A 21361-nucleotide genomic window follows, 5' to 3' on the forward strand; every position below is an offset into this window, starting at 1 on the left:
GAATTATACACAAATAAAATAGACTTGTCAAGTCCCCTTGATACGGAAAATAAAAATTTTTTTTGAAATAACCAAGTGGCTGATATTACAAGGCTATTAGGCATACCGAAATTATACGGGTTTTTTCAGTCAGGATGCCTTCCCTCTTTGCCTTAAGGCAGCGACTGCAGATAGTCCTGCAACTGCTCAGGCGTGGGGAACTCCTGGGGCAGCGGGGGTAGTTTGACATTTGGCAGACATGCAGGCAGCACGATCCCCAGTAGATTTAACACGGCAAATCGAACGACCTCGGAGGGCAATGATACCGGGGCATTCTCTATTAGAAACAGCTCCGAGTTCCACAGGTCATTGCCGGTGACAATTCCGCTACAGTCATCGCCCCTGACAGAGCGCAAAGTGGCCCCCCTGGAGAGCACAAAAGACCGCACCTCAAGGTTTGACGACTGTAACCCCTTGACGGCCGGATTTTGACCCAACCGATGCCTGCCCGCTGTCAGCGGAAGAAAACGACTGACGTTAACCCCGGAACAATATACAAGTACATTATTGCCTCTCTTTTCGTCAGGTCTTATTACATAATAGAGAAAATCATTTACGTATGCGTATGACATAATCTTACCATCCTTAAGTCGTAAGCGGGTATAGAGGGGGGCAGCACAAAGGCCGTCCCCCTCTATACCCGGGGAGTTTTTCCTGCTATCGTTCCATCAGCATGGCATAGCCCATGCCACCACCGATGCACATGGTTACGATGCCCCTCTTGTATCCCTTGCGTTTCATCTGCCGCATACCGGTAACGACCTGTCTGGCCCCCGTGCATCCGATAGGATGTCCAAGTGAGATACCACTGCCCAGTTCATTTGGCTTATCGCTGGCCAGTCCCAGCTCCTTTATACAGGCAAGTGCCTGGGCGGCAAAGGCCTCGTTGACCTCCCAGCAATCGATGTCTCCAACGCTGAGACCGTTTTGCTTTAACAGCTTTCTCACTGCCGGTATGGGACCTAAGCCCATGTATGCAGGGTCTATGGCGCCCGTAGCAAAACCCTTTATCTTGACATACGGCTCCAGCCCCATTGCCTTTGCCTTGTCTGCACTCATCAACAGCACTGCCGCCGCTCCGTCGTTGATACCGGAGGCGTTACCGGCGGTGACGGAGCCATCCTTCTTAAATGCGGGCTTCATCTTTGCCAGTTTATCCATGGAGGTATCCATTGGGCGTTCATCGGTATCCACGATGATGTCCTCCTTGCGTCCCTTGATGACGACGGGTACAATCTCCTCCTTAAACGTGCCATCGACTATTGCCTGACGTGCCCTGGTGTGACTGAGCACACTGAGCTGGTCCTGCTCCTCCCTGGATATGCCGTAGAGCTGTACGATGTTCTCTGCCGTGATCCCCATGTGATAGCCATAGAATATCTCATACAGGCCATCATAGACCATCAGGTCGATGACATCGGCCACCCCGGTCAGCGCCATCCTGTAGCCCCAGCGTGCCGACGGTAACGTAAACGGGATGTTGCTCATGCTCTCCATGCCCCCGGCGACGACCACATCGGCCTCACCCAGCATGATGCTCTGTGCCCCCATCGCTATAGACCTCAGTCCGGAGGAACAGACCTTGTTGATCGTTGCCGCCGGTGTCTCCTTGGGGATACCGCTTCTGATGGTTGCCTGTCTGGCAGGATTCTGACCCTGCCCGGCCTGGACAACATTGCCCATCACGACCTCGTCTATTGACACGGGACTGAGGGCAGTGTCATAGTCGTGATACCTCTTCTCAAGTTCAATCATCCCCTGGTCCTTCAACTTGTCAGGGGCAAACTCCTTCAACGCCTCATCGGCCACCGGCCTCAGACCTACCTTCTTCAATGTCTCCTTGATGACCAACGCCCCAAGGTCTATTGCCGACACATCCTTGAGAGCTCCACCAAAGGCCCCCACCGCAGTCCTGACACCACTAACTATTACTACTTCTTTCAAAGGTCAACCTCCTAATAAAATTTACCAATATTTTGCCATATCACAACCAGAGAAAGCAAAAAAAAGTTGTTATCCTGAAATGACACAGTTTTTTTCAGCCATGATAATTGGGTGTGAAACAATGGCGCGTCAACGGTCAAATGCGATTGCCCTGAGCGGAATCGCTCCCATCACATATGGACATCAAGGGAGGGGGCAGGACTACCGAAAAATTTACGCACCCTGTTGCCCTGGTTACAAAATATCTGTGGTTGTGGTAGAATAAGACTATGAGATTTGTAGATGTAAAGAGTGATATAGCCTTTAAGAGGATATTTGGCAATGAAACTAAAAAGGAAATACTGATATCTTTTTTGAATGCCGTATTAGGCCTGACCGGGGATAGGGAGATTGGTGAAATAACGCTACTTAGCCCTTATCAGGCACCAAAGATAGATGAGTTGAAGTACACTATATTAGATATAAGGGCAGTAGACAAGAGGGGGGTAACATTCATAATAGAGATACAGGTGCAAAGGGAGAAGGGCTTTGCTAAAAGGGTGCTTTATTATACAAGCAAGGCATACATTAATCAATTAGGTAGAGGGGATGATTATCCCGCGCTAAATCAGGTTATATACATAGGGATAGTGGATTTTAATATATTTGAGGGTGATAATTATTTAACACGACATTTAATATTAAACGCTGCAACATTTAAACAAGAGTTGGAGGACTTTGAGTTTTATTTTATAGAGCTGCCCAAATTCAAAAAGAAAGAGGATGAGGTAGAGAGTATAATAGAAAAGTGGGTGTATTTCATAAAAAATGCCTCTTCTCTGGAAATGGTACCCAAGTGTGCGGATTTCGTAGAGATAAAAGATGCCTATGAGATAGCAAACAAGAGTACTTGGAACAAAGAAGATTTTGAGGTATATGAATATTGGCAGATAAGAAGGCAGATTGACAAAAGCGCAATAGAATATGCAGTAGAATCTGCAGTAAAATCTGCAGAAGAGAAAGCCCTTATTGCAGAAGAGAAAGCCCTTATTAAAGGACAGCTCGAGGGTGAACGTAAAGGAATTATAAAAGGCAAGATCGAAGGATTGATCGAGGGTGAGCGTAAGGGGTTGATAAAAGGAATAGAAATGGTACTCGATATTAAATACGGTGACAAAGGAACTGCTCTTATGGACAACGTTAGAAGACTTGAAAACATAGAACAATTAGATGAGTTCAAAGGGCTTTTAAAGAAGTCTACGTCGCTGGATGAACTGTGGGGATATCTGAGACATAAAATGTAGAGCCGATACTGTCATATTGAGAAAGAACCAATTTTTGGGAGTCGCCCCTTTCTTTTTTTTCCTGTAAATGTGTGCTATAATCTATAGAAGAGATGAAGGATGTGTTTATTATTCTGTGGACGGAGGACATGTACCACCCCACGACCAGGCGGTGCATCGAGGGCTTAAAGGCAACCGACCTGTCGATGGCGGAACTGATCATATACGATAATGGCGGTAATCCCACGTTTGTGCAGGCAGACCTCTACGAGGATATAACGGATTACTGCGAGGGACGGCCTGTCATCTTGCTCAAGGACACGGTACTGGTCAATGATAGCCGGTGGATGTACAAGCTGTTCCAGTGCTCAAACAACTCCGCAACGCAGGTGGTTGGATGCGTGCATAAATACAAGGACGCTGCTAATGCCTACTACGGGGTGGAATTCAATATAGAAATGGATATCATAAACTATACGGGTATTGCCAACCCTACACCCAGCCAATATGCCTATACTTGCGCCGTGGCCGGCCCAATGCTCCTGCTCATGAACCCCAATGCGATCCACTTCGACCCTGACTACAACAACTCAGACCACATATACCTCGACATCTGTATGCAACAGTGGCTCAAGGGCGGTGTAGTGGCGGCGGCTTTGGATGTCAGCGCAACCAACCTTGGCGATCCACTGCGGCAGTTGCAGTATGTCAAGACCAAGTGGGGGGAGTTTATAAAAAACGAATTGCCATCAAAAATGGGCCGTTCTGCCGACCTCTGATTATACCGACCTAAGATAACACCGCTTGCAGTTGAACATGTTGTATCTGCAGGTGCGCAGTGGATGGTGGGTGACCCCCGTGAGGCTGTTCAACTGTTGTGCGGCTGCCCGGTGGCAGGGGTTTGCCTGCAGACACTGCTCCAAAAACGACTGCTCACCCGTAATCTGATACAGGTGGAAGCAGGCATTGGCGCGTGTGCGTTCGTTGTAGCAATCGCGTGCGATCCTGGTGAACATCTCAATGGCGCGTTGGCTGTCTGTCAGCTTCATGCGCGTTGCACGGAAGTAGTAATGTGTCCAGGTGTTTTTTTCGCCGTGTTTTTTGTACTGTCTCAGTTGTGGTACGTCGGTGAGGTAGGGCATGAAGTCTGACCATTTCTTGGAGAAGTGTGCGCAATCGTGGTAGTAGACCGAGTTGTAGTCAGGGTTGTTTTTGGCTATGTAGCCGTGGTGGTGTATGACCTTGAGATCGAGTGCGCAGGCTACGCGCTTGCCAGTATACCAGGCCTGGATGCAGAGGTCAAGATCGTGAGTCTCCTTGATGTATTTGGTGTCAAAGTAGAAAGACTCGCAGTCCCGTATGAGCATGACGGCGCTACAGAGGGTGGGTACGTAGACGGCGTTGTCGATGATTTCACTGTCGTCGTGCATAAAGTCGCTCATTGACTCATAGAATCCGTCGGCGTCTATGAAGTGTCCGGCGTTGTTTATTGTGCCATCCTCAAATATGTTTACGCAGCCAACGACTGCGGCGTTGAGTCTCTCCGATACGTCATACATGCGTTGCAGCCAGTGGTAGTCGTAGACCTCTGTGTCGTCATCGAGCAGGAGGATGTTTTTGTTGCGTCTTGCGGCCAACTTGAGCATCTTGTTCAATATCACCGGATGCGAAAACCCCTTGTCGTAGCAGTTGTCGATCAATACAAGCTCGGCACGACTGAGATCAGTGGCCTTGAGGCTGCCAATGGCACGCTTGGCACTCATAAGGCGCAGGTTGGGCGAACACATGATTATCAGCGTGTCTTTTGCACTCATGCGTCTCTGCCGGGATTAGTCGTACCAGCACCCAAAGCCGCCCTCCATGGGATAATGATTACGTCATTCATAAGTTTTGATTATAACATAAATTGCCCCCGGATATGTTTCCCCTTTCCGGGTTATCGCTTGTTACCCACGAAAAATTTATGTACCCAATAAATGTACCCCTACAGCTCACCCTTGAAGTAGTAAAAGGCATAGCCGGCCGGCTCGTAGAGGCAGTGATAGAAATGCTCCAGGGCCGTGGCCGTTGGCAGGAAGGACGAGAGGTCTACGTGTGTGCCATGCCTGTTGGTAGAGAACACGTCGGGGTCAAGCCCCTGCTTTCTGAACATGGCCAGGGTCCTGCGCATGTGTGACTCGGAGGTAACGAGCAGCAGTTTTTTGATGGCATGTTTGTCATTTAATGCCCTGATGCCTCTTGCCTCGTCAATGGTCTTGCTAACCTCTCCATAGAGCTGTATCTGTTGCTCTTTCAAACCAAGACTTAAGGCATATCTCCTTACGACGTCGGCCTCGTTGTAGGTTTTCGTCTTCCACTGGGCAAAGAGCAGCTTTTTTGCAAACCCGTTTTTGACAAAGTATATGCCGGCCCATATGCGTTCGATCCCGTTTGTATAAAAGACATGACTATCGGGCACATAAGGCGGAAAGTGATTGGCAACATACAGGTTTGCATCCGTCACGCCGGCCATTACAACCACGGCGTCGTAGGTGACGGATGGGGCGTAGGTGTCGTTGACGTGCCAGTACCTTGCAAAGAACTGGTTGGTTGTATAGGGGATGCTTATGACATACAAATACAGTATCAGCAAAAATACCAACGGCTTGCGTCTCTGTTTTGACAACAGCAGCGCCATCAACCCTACAAAAACGTACAGAAGCGGATTAATCAGGCTCATTAAAATTTTGTCTAAGAGCATATCTGTCGGATATTTTACACCAAACGAGGAAAAAGTTGTATCCTCTTTTAAAAATCATTGACAGAGACTCTATGGCCGTGATATACTTGACCAATAAAGAAAGGGGCGTGGTATAATGACTACGTTAGACGAGATTAAAAGGGTTATAAATAAGCACAGGGATGAATTAAGGGTTGAGCATAAGATTAAAGAATTAGCCGTCTTTGGTTCATATGCCAGAAACGAGCAGAGAAAAAAAAGCGACGTAGATTTATTGGCAGAGTTTGATGGGCCTATTGGTCTGCTGCATCTAGTTGGGGCAGAACAATACCTGACTAAACTCCTGAGAACAAGGGTTGATCTGATTCCTAAAAATTCAGTCCGTCCTGAGCTTAAAGACACCATATTTAAAGAGGCAATTACGATATAACCTTCTACATTATTAGGTAGCATTTTTAGGGGGTCAAGGTGGCTTCTCCGAGTCCTGGGTGCCCCACCCCCTTGCGCAGGGGGGATATTAAGGGGAGTGGAGCCGTCTATTTTTTTGTTTTACTTATCGCTTGAGTGCGAGGACTTCCTGCATCATGTCATCGACGGTGGTAACTGTCCTTGAGTTGGCTTGGAATGCGCGTTGAGCCGAAATCATCGTTACAAACTCCGCAGCAAGGTCTACGTTGCTCTGTTCGAGGGAGCCTGACAATACTCGTCCCATGCCACTGGTCTTTGGCGTGCCCGTTACAGGCTGCCCTGAGGTGTTGGATTCACGGAGCAGATTCTGCCCCATCTTTGCGAGCTTATCTGGTGCGGCAAACTTTGTAAGGGCCATCGTCCCCAGCACCTTGTTCTGTCCGTTTGTGAACACGCCATAGATTACGCCGGCCTCGTCAATGCTCAACCCCTTCATCACACCGGAGGCATTGCCATCCTGCGAGGCAGTGAGCACCTGCGAGGCATCTGCCAGTTGAGATGAAGAACGTAACCCCGTACCTCCCTGACTCAGGGATGTGCCATAGTCAAACTTGATATTCTGTGTACTTACCACATCACTGCCAAAGTTGAACTTTATGGCCGGCTCATTGCTTGCACCTGAGACGCCATCACTGACGAGTACACCGCTGGTGTTAAACGTAAGAATCTGGGGCGATGATGCCGTGGCCAGCACCAGGGTACCTGGGTTTGATACCGCCTCTGTGGCATAGTATACCTTCCACGAGTTTGCCCCCGACTTTGCGTAGTAGGCCGTAACCTCGTGTGAGGCACCATGGGAATCGTATACGGTTACGGTAGAGGAGAAGTTATAGTTAGCTGGATCGTTCTTTATGCCATCCCCGTTGCCATCGAGGGTAAAGGCAGCCGTTACATTGCTGGCCGTTGAGTTGAGATTTATATTGAGGTTGACAGTGGTTGTAGCCTTTGCTACGTTTGCCGAGGAGTCTGCCCGTATGTCGCCCAGGCTTCCGGTTGTGCCTGTGCCTGTATTCATGTACCCCTGCACCTTCATTCCGGCAGCCGTAACGAGGTAGCCGTCCTTGTCCAGGGAAAAGTTCCCCGCACGGGTATAGTAGGTACCATTGCTGTCCTTGACCATAAAGTATCCGTTGCCATCTATGGCCAGGTCCAGAGGATTGCCGGTTGAGATTAAACTGCCCTGCGTAAGTAATGGCGTTATAGCTTCCAGTTGTGTGCCGCGTCCCACTGCGTTTGATGAGGACGCACCGGATATCGTTGCACTTAATACGTCGCTGAAGGTTGCCCTGTTTGACTTAAACGCCGTAGTATTCATGTTTGCGATGTTGTCGCCAACAACACTAAGCGTCGTACCATTAGCGCTCATACCGCTTACTGCTGTCCATAGCGCTGTTATCATATGTAGTACCTCCTGAAAGTCGTGTCTTATTTTTTAGCGCTTATTTCGGTCACGTTGCTCATCATGATCTTTTCCCCGTTGTCCAACGACAGGTATGTCACACCGTTGTCAAAAGATATGCCTGAGACCAATGCCGTCGTGTTATCCGTAGTTGTGACGGATTTGCCTATCATACTCACGGCCATTACGTTGTTGAGTGAATTTTCGTACTGCGTGAGTGTCTTGATGTTGCTGTTTATGTTGTACAGTTGCTCAAGTGAGCTGAACTGCGCCAGTTGCGTCGTAAAGCTCGTGCTATCCATGGGGTTGAGCGGGTCCTGGTACTTCAACTGCGAGGTGAAGAGCTTCAGGAAATCGTCCTTGCCCAGTTCGTTGGTTGATGTCGAAGAGCTTGCCGATGCACTCGATGCACCCGATGATGCACTGGATGTATATGTGTTGTCTGTCGTTACAGTCATAGTGTCTCTCCTTACTTATGCGAATATATTTATTTTACCATTATTCTTGTAATAATTCACCGGAGTCGGTTTACCGGAGCTTTTCGCCTCAACTGCGGCACTTTCAGCGGCATCGCCATTTTGCGTATCCTTACCATCCTTGGATAACTCTTCACGTCTGTCCTTAAGGGACACCGAAAAGCCTCCGACACTGATACCCTCCTTTGCAAGCGCATCAAGGATATGGCGAAGATTCTTTTCGAGCAGCTCCTTACCGGCAGGGTCTGTAGCGCTTATCTGGGCATGAACCACACCCTTGTCCACGCTCAGACCGATGTCGAGTTTTCCGATGCCGTCGGGCTCCACTCTGATTTCAAGTGAGTTATCGCTCTTTCTCAGCACACTGAAGGTTGTATCGTTTATCTGCAGGAGTCTTTGCGATTTTGCTACCGATTCGTTGCCTGTAACTGCATGAAATGACGACTTTGGTGTGTTGGCGTGCACACTGCTCAGAGATGAACTGTCCGTATCAAGCTGACTCAAGCCCTGAGCATCCCTGGAGTGTCCCGGAGACTGCTCCAACGATTGCCCCAATTGACCATCGTTGTCCGCATTGGCTGCTGCTGCAACAATTTTGGTAAAAATACTTGTCCCATCACCGCTTTGAGCGCCATTGCCGGGAGTCAAAAGGTTGTTGAGCGCATTTTCAGTCTGGGGTTTATTGCCAAACAGCAATTTGTTTAAAGTATTGTCAAGCGCATCTTTGCTCAGTGTGGGATGAAGCGCATTCGCTTGTGTGGTATCTGCCGTGGTGGATGACTCAATTGTGGCAGAGGGTTCCTTTGTTGCCTGACCTGATTTGCTGACAAGTGCAGCGAGTTGTTGTTTAAGTATATTGGCGGTATCGGTTGTTGCAGCAGCAGGTTGTTCATCTCCTTCAGTGGAGGCATCAGCCTGGGCATTGGGGGCAACGGCTTTGCCAAGCTGCAGGAGGTTGCTGATATCCAATTGGATTAGCCCCGTAGCATTTTGCCGGTTCGCACTCTGTTGATCGTCTGCAGAGAGATTACCGGTAGACTTGTCCACGGTAGTTGCCGGCATGGTGCTACCCATGCCCATAAGACTTGCATAGTTGACAACCATAGTGCCATCGGCGATCAGTGCGTTGTCGTTGTTGGTTTCGCTCTTGGCAGGGGAACCCATCATGTTAGCCAGCATTATATTAAATATACCTCCCTGCTGGTCTGATTTTCCATCGGTGGAAGGTGCAAGTTGCGATGGTTTCGCAGCGCCTGAGCTTGTTACTGTTATGGCTTGTATGTCATTCATGCCCATTGAATAGCAAGTCTTGTACCAATGAGCAAGTATTTGATTCTTAAAGGTTTTTCTTTACTACAGTGGGGAACAAAAGGGGTATACTACAAGAAAAGTTTTCAGTTACCGGGAAAATTATTCACAGTCCTGGACATCTTTTTGGACAACACTGCCGCCTTCTGCGGCTCTATCAGGGCAAGGGCAGCTCCGGCCTTCTTGCTTTTCATCTTTGAAAGGATCGTAACGGCCAACTCCTCCTCCATTTCGGACAGTTGCACGGCGGCCTCCTCGGGCGGCATCGCCTCGTAGGTCTGGACCAGCTTTTTTATCTTTTCGGTGTTGAGGTCCTTTATCTTGTTGAGTGCTTCCTCAAGTTGACTCAGGAGTTTTTCATACTTTTCGATTCTCGTGTCAATGTCTGCCTTAAGCGCCTGTAGCCTTTCTTCCTTACGTTTCAGCTCTATTTCTTTTCGTACAAGCTCCGATTGACTGACCTTGGGTTCGGCCTTAGGGGGTGGTGGCTCATTTCCTTTTGTCTTTTTGGCATCGTCTGCATGACTGGCGCTGCTACTGGAGCCATTCTGTGCGCCAACAACATCAACACTGAGGCAGTGGACAAACAACACAATGGCAATCAACGTTACACAGATACCCCGGCGACTAATATCTCGGTAATCTGGAAAGATATACATAGTCCAACTCCTTTTGTTCCTGGCGTGCGGCTGCCTTGTCATTGTCAGCAATCACCTTGTTTTTTAGTTTTTCAACGATTTTAACTTCTTTATATGCCTCAAGCAATTCGGCCTTTTTCTCTTCAAACACTACCGTCATCTGACGTACCAGCTCTTGTTGTTTTTGAATCAGCTTGTTCAAGGTTTCCATGTAATCGTAAAACAGTGACAACTCATAGGCGTTGCGAAAGCCTCTGGTCTGTTTTTCATTCATCTGTACGGTCAGATTGGTAAGGTTTACGTACAGGGTGTTGAGAACATCCTCCTGTTGCATCAGGGCAATGAGGACCTTTTTAAACTCTGCTTCCAACTCATCTTTTTTGTACTGTCTTATCTGCTGTAACCTTCCGAGGGTCTTAACGTTTGCCATGTACTTATTGTCCTGTGAATAGTTTGCGGAGGTTTGCAATGCTGGTATTGAAGTCACACTTTTCGTTCATCTGCTGTGTTACGTACTTGTTGAGCACCTCTAGCATGGCAATGGCGTAGTCAACCTTTGGGTTTGAGCCTTCTTTGTATGCGCCGAGGTTGATCATGTCCTCGAAGCGTTTGTATGTGGCCAGGGTCTCTACGAACTTACCGGCGAACATTTTATGCTCGTCGTCGATGATATCGGTCATGATTCTGCTAATGGAGCGTAGCACGTCGATAGCGGGGTAGTGGTTTTCCATTGCGAGTGCCCTTGACAGTATGATGTGTCCATCGAGTATTGACATCACGGCATCCGCCACGGGGTCTGCGATGTCGTCGCCCTCAACCAGGACTGTGTATATGCCTGTGACACTGCCCTTACCGCCTGTCGTGCCGGCTCTCTCCAGGAGTTTTGGTAGCAGTGCAAAGACGGACGGAGTGTAGCCCTTGGAAGCCGGTGGTTCTCCCACGGCAAGACCGATCTCCCTCTGCGCCATTGCCACCCTGGTGAGGGAATCCATAAAGAGCAGACAGTCTTTTTGTATGCTCCGGAAGTATGATGCAATAGCGGTGGCCACAAAGGCGCCTTTTACCTTTGCCACGGGTGATTGTTCGGAGGTGGAGACCACTACCACAGAGCGTTCCATGCCTTCCTGTCCGAGGTCACGTTCGATGAACTCCCTGACCTCCCTGCTGCGTTCGCCAACGAGTGCTATGACGTTGACATCGGCCTTTGTGTACTTGGCAATCATCCCCATCAGGACGCTTTTGCCCACGCCGGCGGCAGACATGATCCCGATTCTCTGGCCCTTGCCACAGGTCAGAAGTCCATTAATGGCGGATACCCCCAGGTCTATGACGTCCCTGATCCTTTCCCTTGACAGGGGATTGGAGGGCACCTCAAAGATGGGATAGTTGATGCCGTTGATTGGTCCTTTTCCGTCGATGGGCACGCCGGATTCATTGATTACCCTACCGATGAGTCCTTGTCCGACCTTGATGGAGACCTTGCGTCCCAGCGGAAAGACCCTGCTGCCGGGCTTGATCCACGAGATGTCACCCGTGGCCATGAGCAGCTCCTTGCCATCCTTAAAGCCAACGACCTCGGCGTTTATAGGAGGCTGACTATCGGAATATATCTTGCAGGCCTCGCCCACGCTTGCCTTGAGGCCGGCAGACTTGATGATCATTCCCGTAATCTCAACCACTCTGCCATAAACCCTCAACGGGTTGGCTTCCTTGACGGCCTTTATATAGGGGGAGAGGTCAATGGAGGACAACGTTATCCCTCATATCTTCAACAGCATTGTTTAGCAGTTCTTCAATATCGGTGATGATTTCTTCGGTTGTTCCTACGACAATCGGGCCTCTTTGTGAGGCCATCGGGTCAACCTCAATACCGACATCGGGGTAGATATCTATGAGGCTGTCCTTGTGTTGCATGAACAGGTCATACACGGCCGGGTTGACTTTGATTGTGACATGTCCTGCCTTATCGATCCGCGTCAGGGCCTCCCTGACCACGGAGACAATTATCTCAGGCTTTGCGGAGAATTCTTCGCCGATAATTTTCCGGGCGATACTGATTGCCAGCTCTACCACTTGTGGTTGCAGGCCATCTATTGATCTGGTTCTGAAGGTCTTTACTTCCTCTATGACTTTTGCTATTTGTTCGAGCATGGATATTGTCTTATCGTGTGCGTTTTTCATACCCGTTTTTTCGCCTTCTTCCAGTCCCTTTTGGTAGGCGTCCTGTTTTATGCGGGCGGCTTCTGCGGTGGCTTTTTGTATGGCCTCCTGGTGCATGTGCTCTATGTCGCGCTTGATCTGTGCGATGTCCGGGACTTTTTCGGCGTGGGTTTCGTCGCCATTGTTGTTGACGTCAATGGCCGGAGCTGAACTTGACGGTGGTACGGATTCGGGCAGCGCAGAGTCAAAGGGATTGCGTTTTACGGGTTTCCTTGAATTAGGTTCAAGTGTCGGCATTTTGTAGGGTGCTATTTCCATACCTTTTATGAGTCTGCCTCTATACAAGCCTTTCTTCCTCACCGCTGCCAGGCAGCATGATCTTGCCTTCTTCGCCGAGTTCTCGTGCCTTCTTGATTATGTTTTGCTGTGCCTTTTCGACCTCGGATATCTTCACGGGGCCACGCACATCCATGTCTTCTTTGAGGATTTCGGCCGCCCTCTTGGACATGTTTTTGAATATCTTGTCTTTAAGTCCTTCGGAGGCAGTTTTCAGGGCCAACGATAGGTCTTCCGTGCTGATTTCCTTGAGGACCATCTGAATGCCTCTGGCGTCGAGTCTTACGAGGTCTTCGAAGACAAACATCAGTTGTCGGATGGAGTCGGCCAGTTCATAATCGTGGCTTTCGATGTTGTCGAGAATGAGTTCTTCGGTTGACTTATCGGTCTGGTTGAGGATTTGAGCAACCTTTTTAACCCCTCCGACCTTTATGCCGGCACCACGTTCGAGGTCAAGCTCACTCTTGAGGACGTCTTCTATTTCCTCGATGGCATCAATGGGGATACCCTCGGTGGTTGCCATTCGCATGGTGACATCGACCTTGAGCGACTTTGGCAGTGAACCCAACACTACTGCCGCCTGACCGGGGTCCAGGAGGCTTAGGATCAGGGCTATTGTCTGCGGGTGTTCGGTCAGCAGGAAGTTGGTCAGCTTTTTGGCATCAACCTTCTTTAAGGACTCCAGGGTGATTTCAACGGCTGCTTTTTCCAGGAACCTCTTGGCGGTCTTCTCCTCCAGTCCCTTGGTCAGCATCTGTTTGAGGTAATTGGCTCCGGAGAAGAATATTTCACCCTTTTGGATTTTTTTTGCGGCCTCTATAAAGACCTTTTTTATATCTTCTTCCTTGACGGAAGGGGTTCTGCTCATCACGGAGCTGATCTTTCCTATTTCCTTGATATCAAGGTTTTTCATTATCTCTGCGGCTGCGTCTTCGCCTATTGCAGTGAGAAAGATGGCCGCCTTTTCATGTCCTGAGATTGACATATTATGCCTCCTCGCCTTCTATCCATTCTTTTACTATCTGAGCGGCTGATGCGGGATTGGACATGACCCACTGTGACCACTCATTCATTTGCCGCTTGATCGGCAACTCATCAGATGGTGGCAGGGATATGTTCCATTCCTCGGCCTTGGCCTGTTCTTCTTTTTTCTTCATTTCCCGTTCGAGTTCGGCAACAGTCTTGGGATATGGCAGCGCTGCAGCCTTTGACGGTGCCGGGGGGGTTGTCAGCGTCTTTATGATTGGCCTCACTACAAAAAGCAGGAACAGCAGGGCAACGACCAGAGGGGCCAGGTACTTGGCTACCAGAATGCCATCCTGGACGTAGTCTCTTTTTGGTGGAGGGATAACCTCTTTGGTATCCGGCTCAAACTGCATATTGATAACTGCCACCTGGTCGCCACGCTCCAGGGTAAAGCCGATGGCCTTTTTTACGAGTTCTTCGTATCTTTTGATTTCATCGTCCGTGCGGGCGGTGTACTTTACCTCTTTGGCAACCGGTGCACCCTTGGCGTCCTTTGTGGTTGCGGTGTATACGCCATCAACCAGGACGGCGGCTGACAATTTTTTGACGTTTCCAAACTGTCCCTGTGTATGATTTGTCACCTTGGTTATTTCGTAGTTTATGGTTTCGCTCTGTTTTTGGGACTGTGTTTGTGACCCTTGGGCCTGTGCCGTGGCCTTGCCGGGGAGGTTGGACTGCACACCGGGGACACCGCCAGGGCCCATTGTTGTTGATTTCTCTTTCACCGTCTGTTCGCTCCTGGCCACCTGGCCCTCGGGGTCAAACTTTTCTTCGGTCTTGTCGGTGCGTGAAAAGTCTATATCTGCCGTCACACGTGCCCTGACCCTGGACTTGCCTATGACGGGCTCGAGGATGTCTTTGATTCGGATTTCGACGTCTTTTTCGAACTTCTTTTGGTATTCAAGCTGTGTGGCCGTCAATCCGATGGCATCATCGACGGGTTTTGTCAGCAGGTCGCCGCTGTTGTCTACTATTGTTACATTTTTGGGATTGAGCCCCTCAACGCTGCTGGAGACCAGATGCACTATGCCCTGTATCTGACTCTGCGACAATACCCTGCCATGTTTGAGGGCTACCAGGATGGAGGCAGTGGGGGGTTCCTGCTCTTTTATGAATAAAGACTTCTCAGGAATTGCCAGATGCACACGTGCACGGTCTATCTCCGTCAGCGACAGGATAGTGCGTGAGAGTTCGCCCTCCAGCGCCCTGCGATAGTTCAGCTTTTGCATAAAGTCCGTCACCTGGAAGTTGGTCTTGTCAAATACCTCAAAGCCGACCCCTCCTCCCTGTGGCAGTCCCTGGGCGGCCAGCTTGAGGCGCAGGTCGTACACCCTGTCGGTTTGCACAAGGATGGTGTTGGAGGTCAGTTTATAGGGTTCTTTTAGTTCCTGTAATTTATTAACTATGCTGCCGGCATCGGCCTCGGACAGATTGGCAAACAGCACCTGGTAGGTGGGCGCCTGAGACCACGAAATTATTAAGATCAATGAAGCGATTGCCATCACTACAGAGGATATGAGGATTATCTTTTTCCTCGTAGACCATCCCTTTACTATATCAAAAATATTTGCCATACAACCTCTGCTCCTATACTATGGATTTAAAACCGTAAAAAAAGACAACATTATTGCAATACATAAACTTACTCTGCATATGCACCAGCCAAACACCTGATATAAAAACTACAACGTTATATAAACATCTGTCCATGCCATATGCCACGCACAACCGGGGCGATATGGCACACCCATACACCAGCACACCCTTTACCAACACCAGGAGAGCAACGTTTTCAGGGGCCTCGGCTGGTGCCGGGATGTATTGTATGCCCCCTATACCTGCATCCTCATCACCTCGTCGTAGGCGTTGAGGAGTTTGTTGCGTACCTCCAGCATCAACTGGAACGACATATCGGCCTTTTCCATTGCAAGGACTGCCTGGGTGACATCCCCGCCGGTAGCCAGGGCCTCGATGGCCTTATCGGCCTCTTTCTGTATAGCATCCACTTCGATAAAGGCATTTTTCAGTGCCGTGTCAAACCCTCCGGCTGCGTCCTTCCTGTCCGTCGGTGTTTGTTGGACATCCTGTCCCACGCTTGAACCCAATATTTTAAATTCAGACATCAATACCTCCCTATTTCTAAAGTCTTCAAGAACATTCCCTTTGATATATTAAAGGCCGATACGTTGGCCTCATATGCACGTGCCGCCGTCATCATGTTGACCATTTCTTCCACCACGTTTACGTTAGGCAGTGAGATGTAGCCATCCTCATCTGCATCGGGGTGCGAGGGGTTATAGACCTTCATGGGCGGATTTTCATCCTGCAGCACCTTCGACACCTGTACGCCCATTGCCTGTTCCTCGACCTTGCCTATGGGCAGGACCTCAAAGACCACGTCCTGTCGCTTGTACGGACCGCCTTCCTGTGTCCTTGTCGTGTGTATGTTTGCCACGTTGGAGGCTATGGAGTTCATCCGCTGGCGTTGTGCAACGAGCGCAGAGGCACTTACATTGAATACACCAAATGTATCCATTATTGCCCCCTCTTCATTGCGGACTTGTACATGCGGAACTTGGACGATACCAGTTTACCCGCCGCCTGATTAAGCAGGGCGTTTTCCGTCATCTTGGCCACCTCTACATCCAATTCCACGTTGTTTTTGTCTCCCCATTTGGCCGTAGTTTCCTCTACCGTCATGTTGCCCTTGCCGGCGCTCTGACCCGATTTAAAGTGGAGATCGCTTGTGGTCTCCATCTTTAGTTTTTCGTCATCAAAGAACGCACTGAATTTAATATCCCGCGCCTTATATCCAGGCGTATCGGAGTTGGCCAGGTTTGACGATATTACCTTGTGCCTGACTGATGTCATCCCTAACAATCTCTCTGATACATCAACACCTTTATCCATAAAGGCCTCCTTAGTTTTTTTCTTCTCTACACTGCACACGCTCTATAATGCAAGTGCCGTACCATTGCGTCTGTTCCTGAAAACAACCTACCCGTTATCTAATGTTATTATTTACCTGCCAGTGTCTAAGTAACTATATAATAACATAAAAAACGAACTCGTGTTGTGTTTTTTTTTTCGGTGACACATCGGCTTTTTTTGTGTCTGACACAAACTTAGTGTCAAAAAACCAACTATATTTTTTATGCATCGGGAAAAAACTTCCCGTATTCGTTGAGTTTATTTCTGATAGTTCTGACGCTGACACCCAATATTTTGGCAGCCTTGGTCTTGTTGCCACTGACGTCCTTGAGGGTTTTCAGGATCAGGTCTTTTTCCATTTCCTTGATTCCCTTGGCGGAGTTGTCCACCGCCATCGTTGCAACGGGGGCGTCGGTGTCGCACATGAAGTCGTCCGTGGTGATAAACTCGCCCTTGGACAGTAGCACTGCCCGGTGGATGACGTTTTCGAGTTCACGGATATTGCCACGCCACTGTTTGGCCTCAAGGAAGGCGGCGGCATCCCTGTTAAGCCCCTTGAGTTCCTTGCCCAGGAGGGCAGAGAACTTCTTTATGAAGTGCTCGCTCAGGGGGATGATATCGTCCGCCCTCTCCCTCAGCGGTGGGACGTGTATGGGAAAAACGCTCAGTCTGTAATACAGGTCTTCCCTGAAGTTGCCTTCGGTGGATTCCTTGTACAGGTCCCGGTTGGTTGTGGCCAGGACGCGGATGTTTATCGGGATGGTGTGTCGGCCCCCGACCCTGTCGATCTCCTTCTCCTGCAGCACCCTCAGGAGCTTGGCCTGCAACCCCATGGACATCTCACCGATCTCATCCAGGAGTATGGTGCCGTCGTTGGCCAGCTCGAACTTTCCGATCTTTCGTTCGGTTGCCCCGGTGAAGGAGCCTTTTTCGTGTCCGAAGAGTTCGGACTCCATGAGGTTGTCAGGGATGGCGGCACAGTTTACGGCAACAAAGGGTTTATCCTTTCTGTGGCTGTGTCTGTGTATGTGTCGGGCGATCAGTTCTTTACCCGTGCCGCTTTCGCCGTAGATCAGCACTGTGGTATCGCTGGTGGATATCTCACTGGCTATCTGCAAGATGCGTCTCATCTTGGCATTGGTGCTGACGATCTCGCGACTACCCGTGAGACCCTCCATGATGGTATGTACTTTCCTGGTGAGTTTGTCAAAAGAGAACGGCTTCATCAGGTAGTCCGTCGCACCCTCCTTCATGACTTCGACGGCATTTTCCACGGTACCAAAGCCCGTTATTACAAGCACTGGAAGTTTGCCGACCCGCTTTCTCAGCTCTTTGAGAAAAGACAGACCATCCATCTTGGGCATCTGCATGTCCGTTACCACCATGGCAAATGGCGTGTTGCCCAACCTGGTCAGGGCATCCTGGCCGTTTTCGGCGACCACCGTGCTGTGCCCAAGGCGCTGGATTGCCTCCTTGAGCGCATCCCTCATCTGAGGGTCATCATCAACTAACAGTATCGGTTTAGCCATCGTTGCTTCCAAAGCTACCTCCTAAATCTCGTTGCTCGCAGAGTGGCAGACAGAGCTGGAAACAACTGCCCTTGCCAATCTCGCTTTTTACCTTTATCGTGCCATCGTGCACCAGCAGTATCTTTGATGCTATGGCCAGTCCAAGTCCGGTGCCCTTTTCCTTGGTGCTGAAGAAGGGGTCAAATATCCTCTCGAGGTTTTCGTGTTTTATCCCTTCGCCCTCGTCAATGATTTCGACAAAGGCGTGTGTATCGTTGGCCCTTTCTATGACCTTGACGGTGCCTCCGTCGGGCGTTACCTGGACGGCGTTTATTATTATGTTCATAAAGACCTGTTTGAGCAGCTCGCCATCTCCCGATATCATGTCGCCATCTCCGCTGTGTCTGTCAATGGAGACGCCACGTGACTCAATCAGCGGCATCAGCATAAACAGCGATTCATCTATGACGTCGCTTAGATTTACTTCGTAGAATTTTGGTTTATGTGGTTTTGCAAAAAATATCATATTTGTCAGGATGTTATTGAGGCTCCTGATGCCCATGGAGATACCCCGTGCGAGGTTGGAGTTGGGTGTTTCGCCGAGTTCGTTTTCGAGCATACTGGCGTAGAGTTCGATGCTGCACAGCGGGCTTCGGATTTCGTGGACTATTTGGGCGGCCATTTCGCCCATGGCTATGAGTCTTTTGTTGCGTTCCTGCTGGGACTCCAGCTCCCTGATCCGGGTGATATCCTGCAGCAGTATGACCACACCGCGCGTAGCCCCCTGGACGTCAAGGATGTTGGAGCGTGAGATGACCACGTTGTACCGGTTGCCACCGGCGGTGAGCCAGATATCTGTGCCATCCTTTTCTATGACGAGGTTCAGGGAATCAAACGGTTTGCCGACGACGTCCCGTGTGCTCATGCAGAGCATCTTTTCAGCCGCACGGTTAAACATCGTCACGTGTTCATTGGTATCCAGCACTATGATGGCCTCCCGGAGACTCTCGAGTATGCCACGGAGGTTGTCCTTGGCCTCCTGGGTGTCGCAGAGGGCCTGTTGCAGTTGTTTGTTCTTATCCTCAAGCTCGATTGTGAGGTAATGCACCTTTTCCTGGAGCCTCTCATATATTTGCTCAAGGCTCTTGGAGGCTATCGTAAAGCTCTGGAATGCCTCGTTTAAGCTACTGATGTCTTCCATCAGAGTTTCCCTTCGGCGATGCGCTTGTTGATCTGCTGTTCCTTCAGGGCTGCCTTGGAGAGTCGGCTGATATTGGAGGCGCCAAGGCTGAGGTTCTTCAGTATGGGTTCAGACTCCTTGGGGGACAAAATGACACCGAGTCGATAGGATGCCCATTGGTTTGCCGGCTCTGCGGCAAGGGCCTTTTTGTAGTAGCCGGTTGCGCCTTCCGTGTTGCCAAGGTCGTAGAAGGCGTCGGCAATGGCGAGGTAGTCTTCGGTTGTGCCTCCGCCGGAGTCCTTGAGGGCCTTTTCGTAGGATAGCACGGCTGTTTCGTTCTTGGGCGACATCAGCATAGAGTCACGTATAAGTTCTACGTCTTCCTTGTTGAACTGTTTTATGAGCATGAGGGTCTTGAGTGCCTCACCGTAGTCACGGTTGGTAAAGTTTATGCGTGCCTCGGTTCGCAGGAGATCATCGCCTGGAACCTTGAGGCTTTTCATCTCCGCCAGAGACCTGACCGCAGATGCCTTGTCGCCGGCGTCCGAGTATATCTCCGTCAGTTCACCCAGGGCCTTGTGCCTTTCCGTGTCTGAGGAGTTTTTGGATATCCACGTCAGGACGTCCACGTAGGGTTTACCCGTATCTTTGAGGGCATCCTTGGCTTTCAATATAAACGGCTCCCGCGACTTATCCAGGAGCATCGCGCCGTAGGTGAGCCACAGGTCTACGAACTGGTCGTTGTCGCCCTGCATGGCCTCGGACATGACCCCCTCCATCCTGTCAAGCATCGTCTTGGAACCGGGTTCCTTGGCGTAGAGTTTCTTGATGGAGGCTGCCGCATCCTTGTACTTTTTTTCCTTGACGTCGAGGTCTATTTGCAGTGATGCCAGTTCATCTTTGGCGTTTTCCCTGAGCCCCATTCCTTTGAGAGTCTTGAGGTTTTTCTTGACCTCATCCGTCTTGCCACTCTGCAACTGAACCTTGGACAGGTTAAGCACGGCCTCTTGCCTGACCTCTTTGTCCTTGCTGTTGGTGAGTTTTTTTAGATACTCCGCAGCCACATCGGGCTTTGATTCCTTCAGCGCCACCTTGGCAAATCCAAGCGTGGCCTTGTCACGCAACTCGGGGTCCCGGATGGTTGCAAATGCCGCACGTGCCTTTTTGGCGTCTCCGGAAGCCAGCATGTTTTCGGCATAATTGTAGAGGGTTTCATCGTTGTTTTTCTTGATATATCCGGGGTCCTTGAGCATGGCCGTTGTGTATATGTCTCCGGCTTCCTTGACTCTGCCAAGGCGTTGGAGTGTGTTGGCCTTTTCAAAGAGCACTTCGCTGCTATTGCTGCCGGACTTGTCAAGTGCCTCAAGGGCTTCTGCCGGCTTGCCAAGCGCAGACAGGCTCTTTGCAAGCCCGATGTATGCCTTGTTAATCTGCCTGGAGTTGGGGTAGTTATTTATGAACGTCTGAAACCCCAACTTGGCGTCGTTGTTGAAGTTCTTTTGCAGGTTAAGCTCGGAGCGTCTCATAAGGGCTTCTTCCTTTATCTTGACGTTGGCGGCATATTGGTAGGCCTTTCTGTAGCGATCGACGGCCTTGGCCGTTTCCTGTTTTGCCTCCAGTATCTTGGCGTATATGAAGTTGCACGACGCTACGAGGTCTGCCTGACCCTTTGAGTTGTCATAGCAGCCACTGAGCATATCCACTGCCGAGTTGTACTCCTTCATCTCAAGCAGCACCCAAGCCTTTTTAAGCTCCTCGGTCGTTAAAATGTCGGCGATGTTCAGGGCCTCTGCCACGGTGTTTGACAGCAGCAGTGTCAACACTAAAAGCAACGATAATAGTCTGTGTCTATTCATTTTAGCCATCCTCATTTATAGTTATCTCGTTTCGTTAGATTCAAAAACTATGCCACATACGGGCATCAATTATACGGCTTGCCAACGGGAAAATTTTTCCGTCAGGCGTCA

22 protein-coding genes are annotated in these 21361 nt (G+C 49.8%); 3 read left to right on the plus strand and 19 right to left on the minus strand.

Annotated features, from left to right (window positions below; all coding sequences use genetic code 11):
* Positions 1-152 precede the first annotated feature (152 nt).
* Both Mcas_RS03980 and Mcas_RS03985 read right to left on the minus strand, forming a co-directional pair.
* Positions 153-476, minus strand: coding sequence for a hypothetical protein (locus Mcas_RS03980; protein WP_162176252.1), 324 nt, complete (start codon positions 474-476; stop codon positions 153-155).
* 220 nt (positions 477-696) lie between these two features.
* The gene (locus Mcas_RS03985; protein ID WP_040334226.1) at positions 697-1983 is read right to left on the minus strand and encodes a thiolase family protein; all 1287 of its coding nucleotides are present in this window, start codon (positions 1981-1983) and stop codon (positions 697-699) included.
* Between the two features lie 269 nt (positions 1984-2252).
* On the opposite strand from Mcas_RS03985, the gene Mcas_RS03990 reads away from it, so the two are divergent.
* Complete coding sequence (locus Mcas_RS03990; RefSeq protein ID WP_052566834.1) at positions 2253-3266, plus strand: Rpn family recombination-promoting nuclease/putative transposase; 1014 nt, start codon at positions 2253-2255, stop codon at positions 3264-3266.
* A 92-nt stretch (positions 3267-3358) separates the two neighbouring features.
* Positions 3359-4024, plus strand: coding sequence for a hypothetical protein (locus tag Mcas_RS03995; protein ID WP_040334227.1), 666 nt, complete (start codon positions 3359-3361; stop codon positions 4022-4024).
* On the opposite strand, the gene Mcas_RS04000 is transcribed toward Mcas_RS03995, so the two are convergent.
* Together Mcas_RS04000 and Mcas_RS04005 are read right to left on the minus strand one after the other, a co-directional pair.
* Positions 4025-5059 (minus strand): glycosyltransferase family 2 protein, encoded by a 1035-nt coding sequence (locus Mcas_RS04000; RefSeq protein WP_040334228.1) that lies wholly within the window; start codon positions 5057-5059, stop codon positions 4025-4027. It abuts the gene before it with no gap.
* A 170-nt stretch (positions 5060-5229) separates the two neighbouring features.
* Positions 5230-5985, minus strand: a complete 756-nt coding sequence (locus Mcas_RS04005; protein ID WP_081853593.1) for a YdcF family protein — start codon at positions 5983-5985, stop codon at positions 5230-5232.
* Between the two features lie 115 nt (positions 5986-6100).
* Between Mcas_RS04005 and Mcas_RS04010 the strand changes: the two genes are divergently transcribed.
* Positions 6101-6394, plus strand: a complete 294-nt coding sequence (locus tag Mcas_RS04010; RefSeq protein WP_040334230.1) for a nucleotidyltransferase family protein — start codon at positions 6101-6103, stop codon at positions 6392-6394.
* 123 nt (positions 6395-6517) lie between these two features.
* Here Mcas_RS04010 and Mcas_RS04015 read toward each other — a convergent pair whose 3' ends face one another.
* The 15 genes from Mcas_RS04015 to Mcas_RS04085 all read right to left on the minus strand — a co-directional run bounded on the left by Mcas_RS04015 (position 6518) and on the right by Mcas_RS04085 (position 21250).
* Positions 6518-7831 (minus strand): flagellar hook protein FlgE, encoded by a 1314-nt coding sequence (locus tag Mcas_RS04015; protein ID WP_040334231.1) that lies wholly within the window; start codon positions 7829-7831, stop codon positions 6518-6520.
* 26 nt (positions 7832-7857) lie between these two features.
* Positions 7858-8289 (minus strand): flagellar hook capping FlgD N-terminal domain-containing protein, encoded by a 432-nt coding sequence (locus tag Mcas_RS04020; protein WP_040334232.1) that lies wholly within the window; start codon positions 8287-8289, stop codon positions 7858-7860.
* Positions 8290-8304: 15 nt separating this feature from the next.
* Complete coding sequence (locus Mcas_RS04025) at positions 8305-9486, minus strand: flagellar hook-length control protein FliK (RefSeq protein WP_040334233.1); 1182 nt, start codon at positions 9484-9486, stop codon at positions 8305-8307.
* 215 nt (positions 9487-9701) lie between these two features.
* A complete protein-coding gene (locus tag Mcas_RS04030) occupies positions 9702-10274 on the minus strand; it encodes a MotE family protein (RefSeq protein WP_156033112.1) in 573 nt (190 codons plus the stop codon).
* On the minus strand, positions 10243-10683 hold the full coding sequence (gene fliJ / locus Mcas_RS04035) for a flagellar export protein FliJ (protein ID WP_156033114.1): 441 nt from the start codon (positions 10681-10683) through the stop codon (positions 10243-10245). The genes Mcas_RS04030 and fliJ overlap by 32 nt, the downstream gene beginning before the upstream one ends.
* 4 nt (positions 10684-10687) lie before the next feature.
* The gene (locus tag Mcas_RS04040; protein ID WP_040334236.1) at positions 10688-12004 is read right to left on the minus strand and encodes a FliI/YscN family ATPase; all 1317 of its coding nucleotides are present in this window, start codon (positions 12002-12004) and stop codon (positions 10688-10690) included.
* Positions 11991-12758 carry a FliH/SctL family protein gene (locus Mcas_RS04045; protein ID WP_040334237.1) on the minus strand — a complete coding sequence of 256 codons (768 nt, stop codon included), beginning with the start codon at positions 12756-12758 and terminating at the stop codon, positions 11991-11993. Before Mcas_RS04045 ends, Mcas_RS04040 begins: the two co-directional genes overlap by 14 nt.
* A complete protein-coding gene (gene fliG / locus Mcas_RS04050; protein ID WP_040334238.1) occupies positions 12751-13734 on the minus strand; it encodes a flagellar motor switch protein FliG in 984 nt (327 codons plus the stop codon). Before fliG ends, Mcas_RS04045 begins: the two co-directional genes overlap by 8 nt.
* Position 13735: 1 nt before the next feature.
* A complete protein-coding gene (gene fliF / locus Mcas_RS04055) occupies positions 13736-15349 on the minus strand; it encodes a flagellar basal-body MS-ring/collar protein FliF (protein WP_052566835.1) in 1614 nt (537 codons plus the stop codon).
* A 258-nt stretch (positions 15350-15607) separates the two neighbouring features.
* Positions 15608-15898, minus strand: coding sequence for a flagellar hook-basal body complex protein FliE (gene fliE, locus Mcas_RS04060; protein WP_040334239.1), 291 nt, complete (start codon positions 15896-15898; stop codon positions 15608-15610).
* The gene (flgC, locus tag Mcas_RS04065; RefSeq protein WP_040334240.1) at positions 15898-16311 is read right to left on the minus strand and encodes a flagellar basal body rod protein FlgC; all 414 of its coding nucleotides are present in this window, start codon (positions 16309-16311) and stop codon (positions 15898-15900) included. The genes fliE and flgC overlap by 1 nt, the downstream gene beginning before the upstream one ends.
* Complete coding sequence (flgB, locus tag Mcas_RS04070; protein WP_040334241.1) at positions 16311-16685, minus strand: flagellar basal body rod protein FlgB; 375 nt, start codon at positions 16683-16685, stop codon at positions 16311-16313. Before flgB ends, flgC begins: the two co-directional genes overlap by 1 nt.
* A 242-nt stretch (positions 16686-16927) precedes the next feature.
* Positions 16928-18247: a sigma-54-dependent transcriptional regulator gene (locus tag Mcas_RS04075; RefSeq protein ID WP_235203271.1), complete on the minus strand. Its 1320-nt coding sequence runs from the start codon at positions 18245-18247 to the stop codon at positions 16928-16930.
* Positions 18228-19415, minus strand: a complete 1188-nt coding sequence (locus Mcas_RS04080; protein WP_040334243.1) for a two-component system sensor histidine kinase NtrB — start codon at positions 19413-19415, stop codon at positions 18228-18230. The genes Mcas_RS04075 and Mcas_RS04080 overlap by 20 nt, the downstream gene beginning before the upstream one ends.
* Positions 19415-21250: a tetratricopeptide repeat protein gene (locus Mcas_RS04085; RefSeq protein WP_040334244.1), complete on the minus strand. Its 1836-nt coding sequence runs from the start codon at positions 21248-21250 to the stop codon at positions 19415-19417. Before Mcas_RS04085 ends, Mcas_RS04080 begins: the two co-directional genes overlap by 1 nt.
* Between the last annotated feature and the right edge of the window lie 111 nt (positions 21251-21361).

The organism is Candidatus Magnetobacterium casense (genome assembly GCF_000714715.1).
Taxonomy (GTDB): Bacteria; Nitrospirota; Thermodesulfovibrionia; order Thermodesulfovibrionales; family Magnetobacteriaceae; genus Magnetobacterium; species Magnetobacterium casense.

Excerpts from the sequence above, each read along its gene's own strand:
- Mcas_RS04080 (WP_040334243.1), bottom strand. The coding sequence starts at position 19,415 with ATGGAAGACATCAGTAGCTTAAACGAGGCATTCCAGAGCTTTACGATA.
- Mcas_RS04000 (WP_040334228.1), bottom strand. The coding sequence starts at position 5,059 with ATGAGTGCAAAAGACACGCTGATAATCATGTGTTCGCCCAACCTGCGC.
- fliE (WP_040334239.1), bottom strand. The coding sequence starts at position 15,898 with ATGTCTGAATTTAAAATATTGGGTTCAAGCGTGGGACAGGATGTCCAA.
- flgB (WP_040334241.1), bottom strand. The coding sequence starts at position 16,685 with ATGGATAAAGGTGTTGATGTATCAGAGAGATTGTTAGGGATGACATCA.
- Mcas_RS03995 (WP_040334227.1), top strand. The coding sequence starts at position 3,359 with ATGAAGGATGTGTTTATTATTCTGTGGACGGAGGACATGTACCACCCC.
- Mcas_RS04030 (WP_156033112.1), bottom strand. The coding sequence starts at position 10,274 with ATGTATATCTTTCCAGATTACCGAGATATTAGTCGCCGGGGTATCTGT.
- Mcas_RS04015 (WP_040334231.1), bottom strand. The coding sequence starts at position 7,831 with ATGATAACAGCGCTATGGACAGCAGTAAGCGGTATGAGCGCTAATGGT.
- Mcas_RS04010 (WP_040334230.1), top strand. The coding sequence starts at position 6,101 with ATGACTACGTTAGACGAGATTAAAAGGGTTATAAATAAGCACAGGGAT.
- fliJ (WP_156033114.1), bottom strand. The coding sequence starts at position 10,683 with ATGGCAAACGTTAAGACCCTCGGAAGGTTACAGCAGATAAGACAGTAC.
- Mcas_RS04025 (WP_040334233.1), bottom strand. The coding sequence starts at position 9,486 with ATGCTGGCTAACATGATGGGTTCCCCTGCCAAGAGCGAAACCAACAAC.
- fliF (WP_052566835.1), bottom strand. The coding sequence starts at position 15,349 with ATGGCAAATATTTTTGATATAGTAAAGGGATGGTCTACGAGGAAAAAG.
- Mcas_RS03990 (WP_052566834.1), top strand. The coding sequence starts at position 2,253 with ATGAGATTTGTAGATGTAAAGAGTGATATAGCCTTTAAGAGGATATTT.
- fliG (WP_040334238.1), bottom strand. The coding sequence starts at position 13,734 with ATGTCAATCTCAGGACATGAAAAGGCGGCCATCTTTCTCACTGCAATA.
- flgC (WP_040334240.1), bottom strand. The coding sequence starts at position 16,311 with ATGGATACATTTGGTGTATTCAATGTAAGTGCCTCTGCGCTCGTTGCA.
- Mcas_RS04005 (WP_081853593.1), bottom strand. The coding sequence starts at position 5,985 with ATGCTCTTAGACAAAATTTTAATGAGCCTGATTAATCCGCTTCTGTAC.
- Mcas_RS04085 (WP_040334244.1), bottom strand. The coding sequence starts at position 21,250 with ATGAATAGACACAGACTATTATCGTTGCTTTTAGTGTTGACACTGCTG.
- Mcas_RS04020 (WP_040334232.1), bottom strand. The coding sequence starts at position 8,289 with ATGACTGTAACGACAGACAACACATATACATCCAGTGCATCATCGGGT.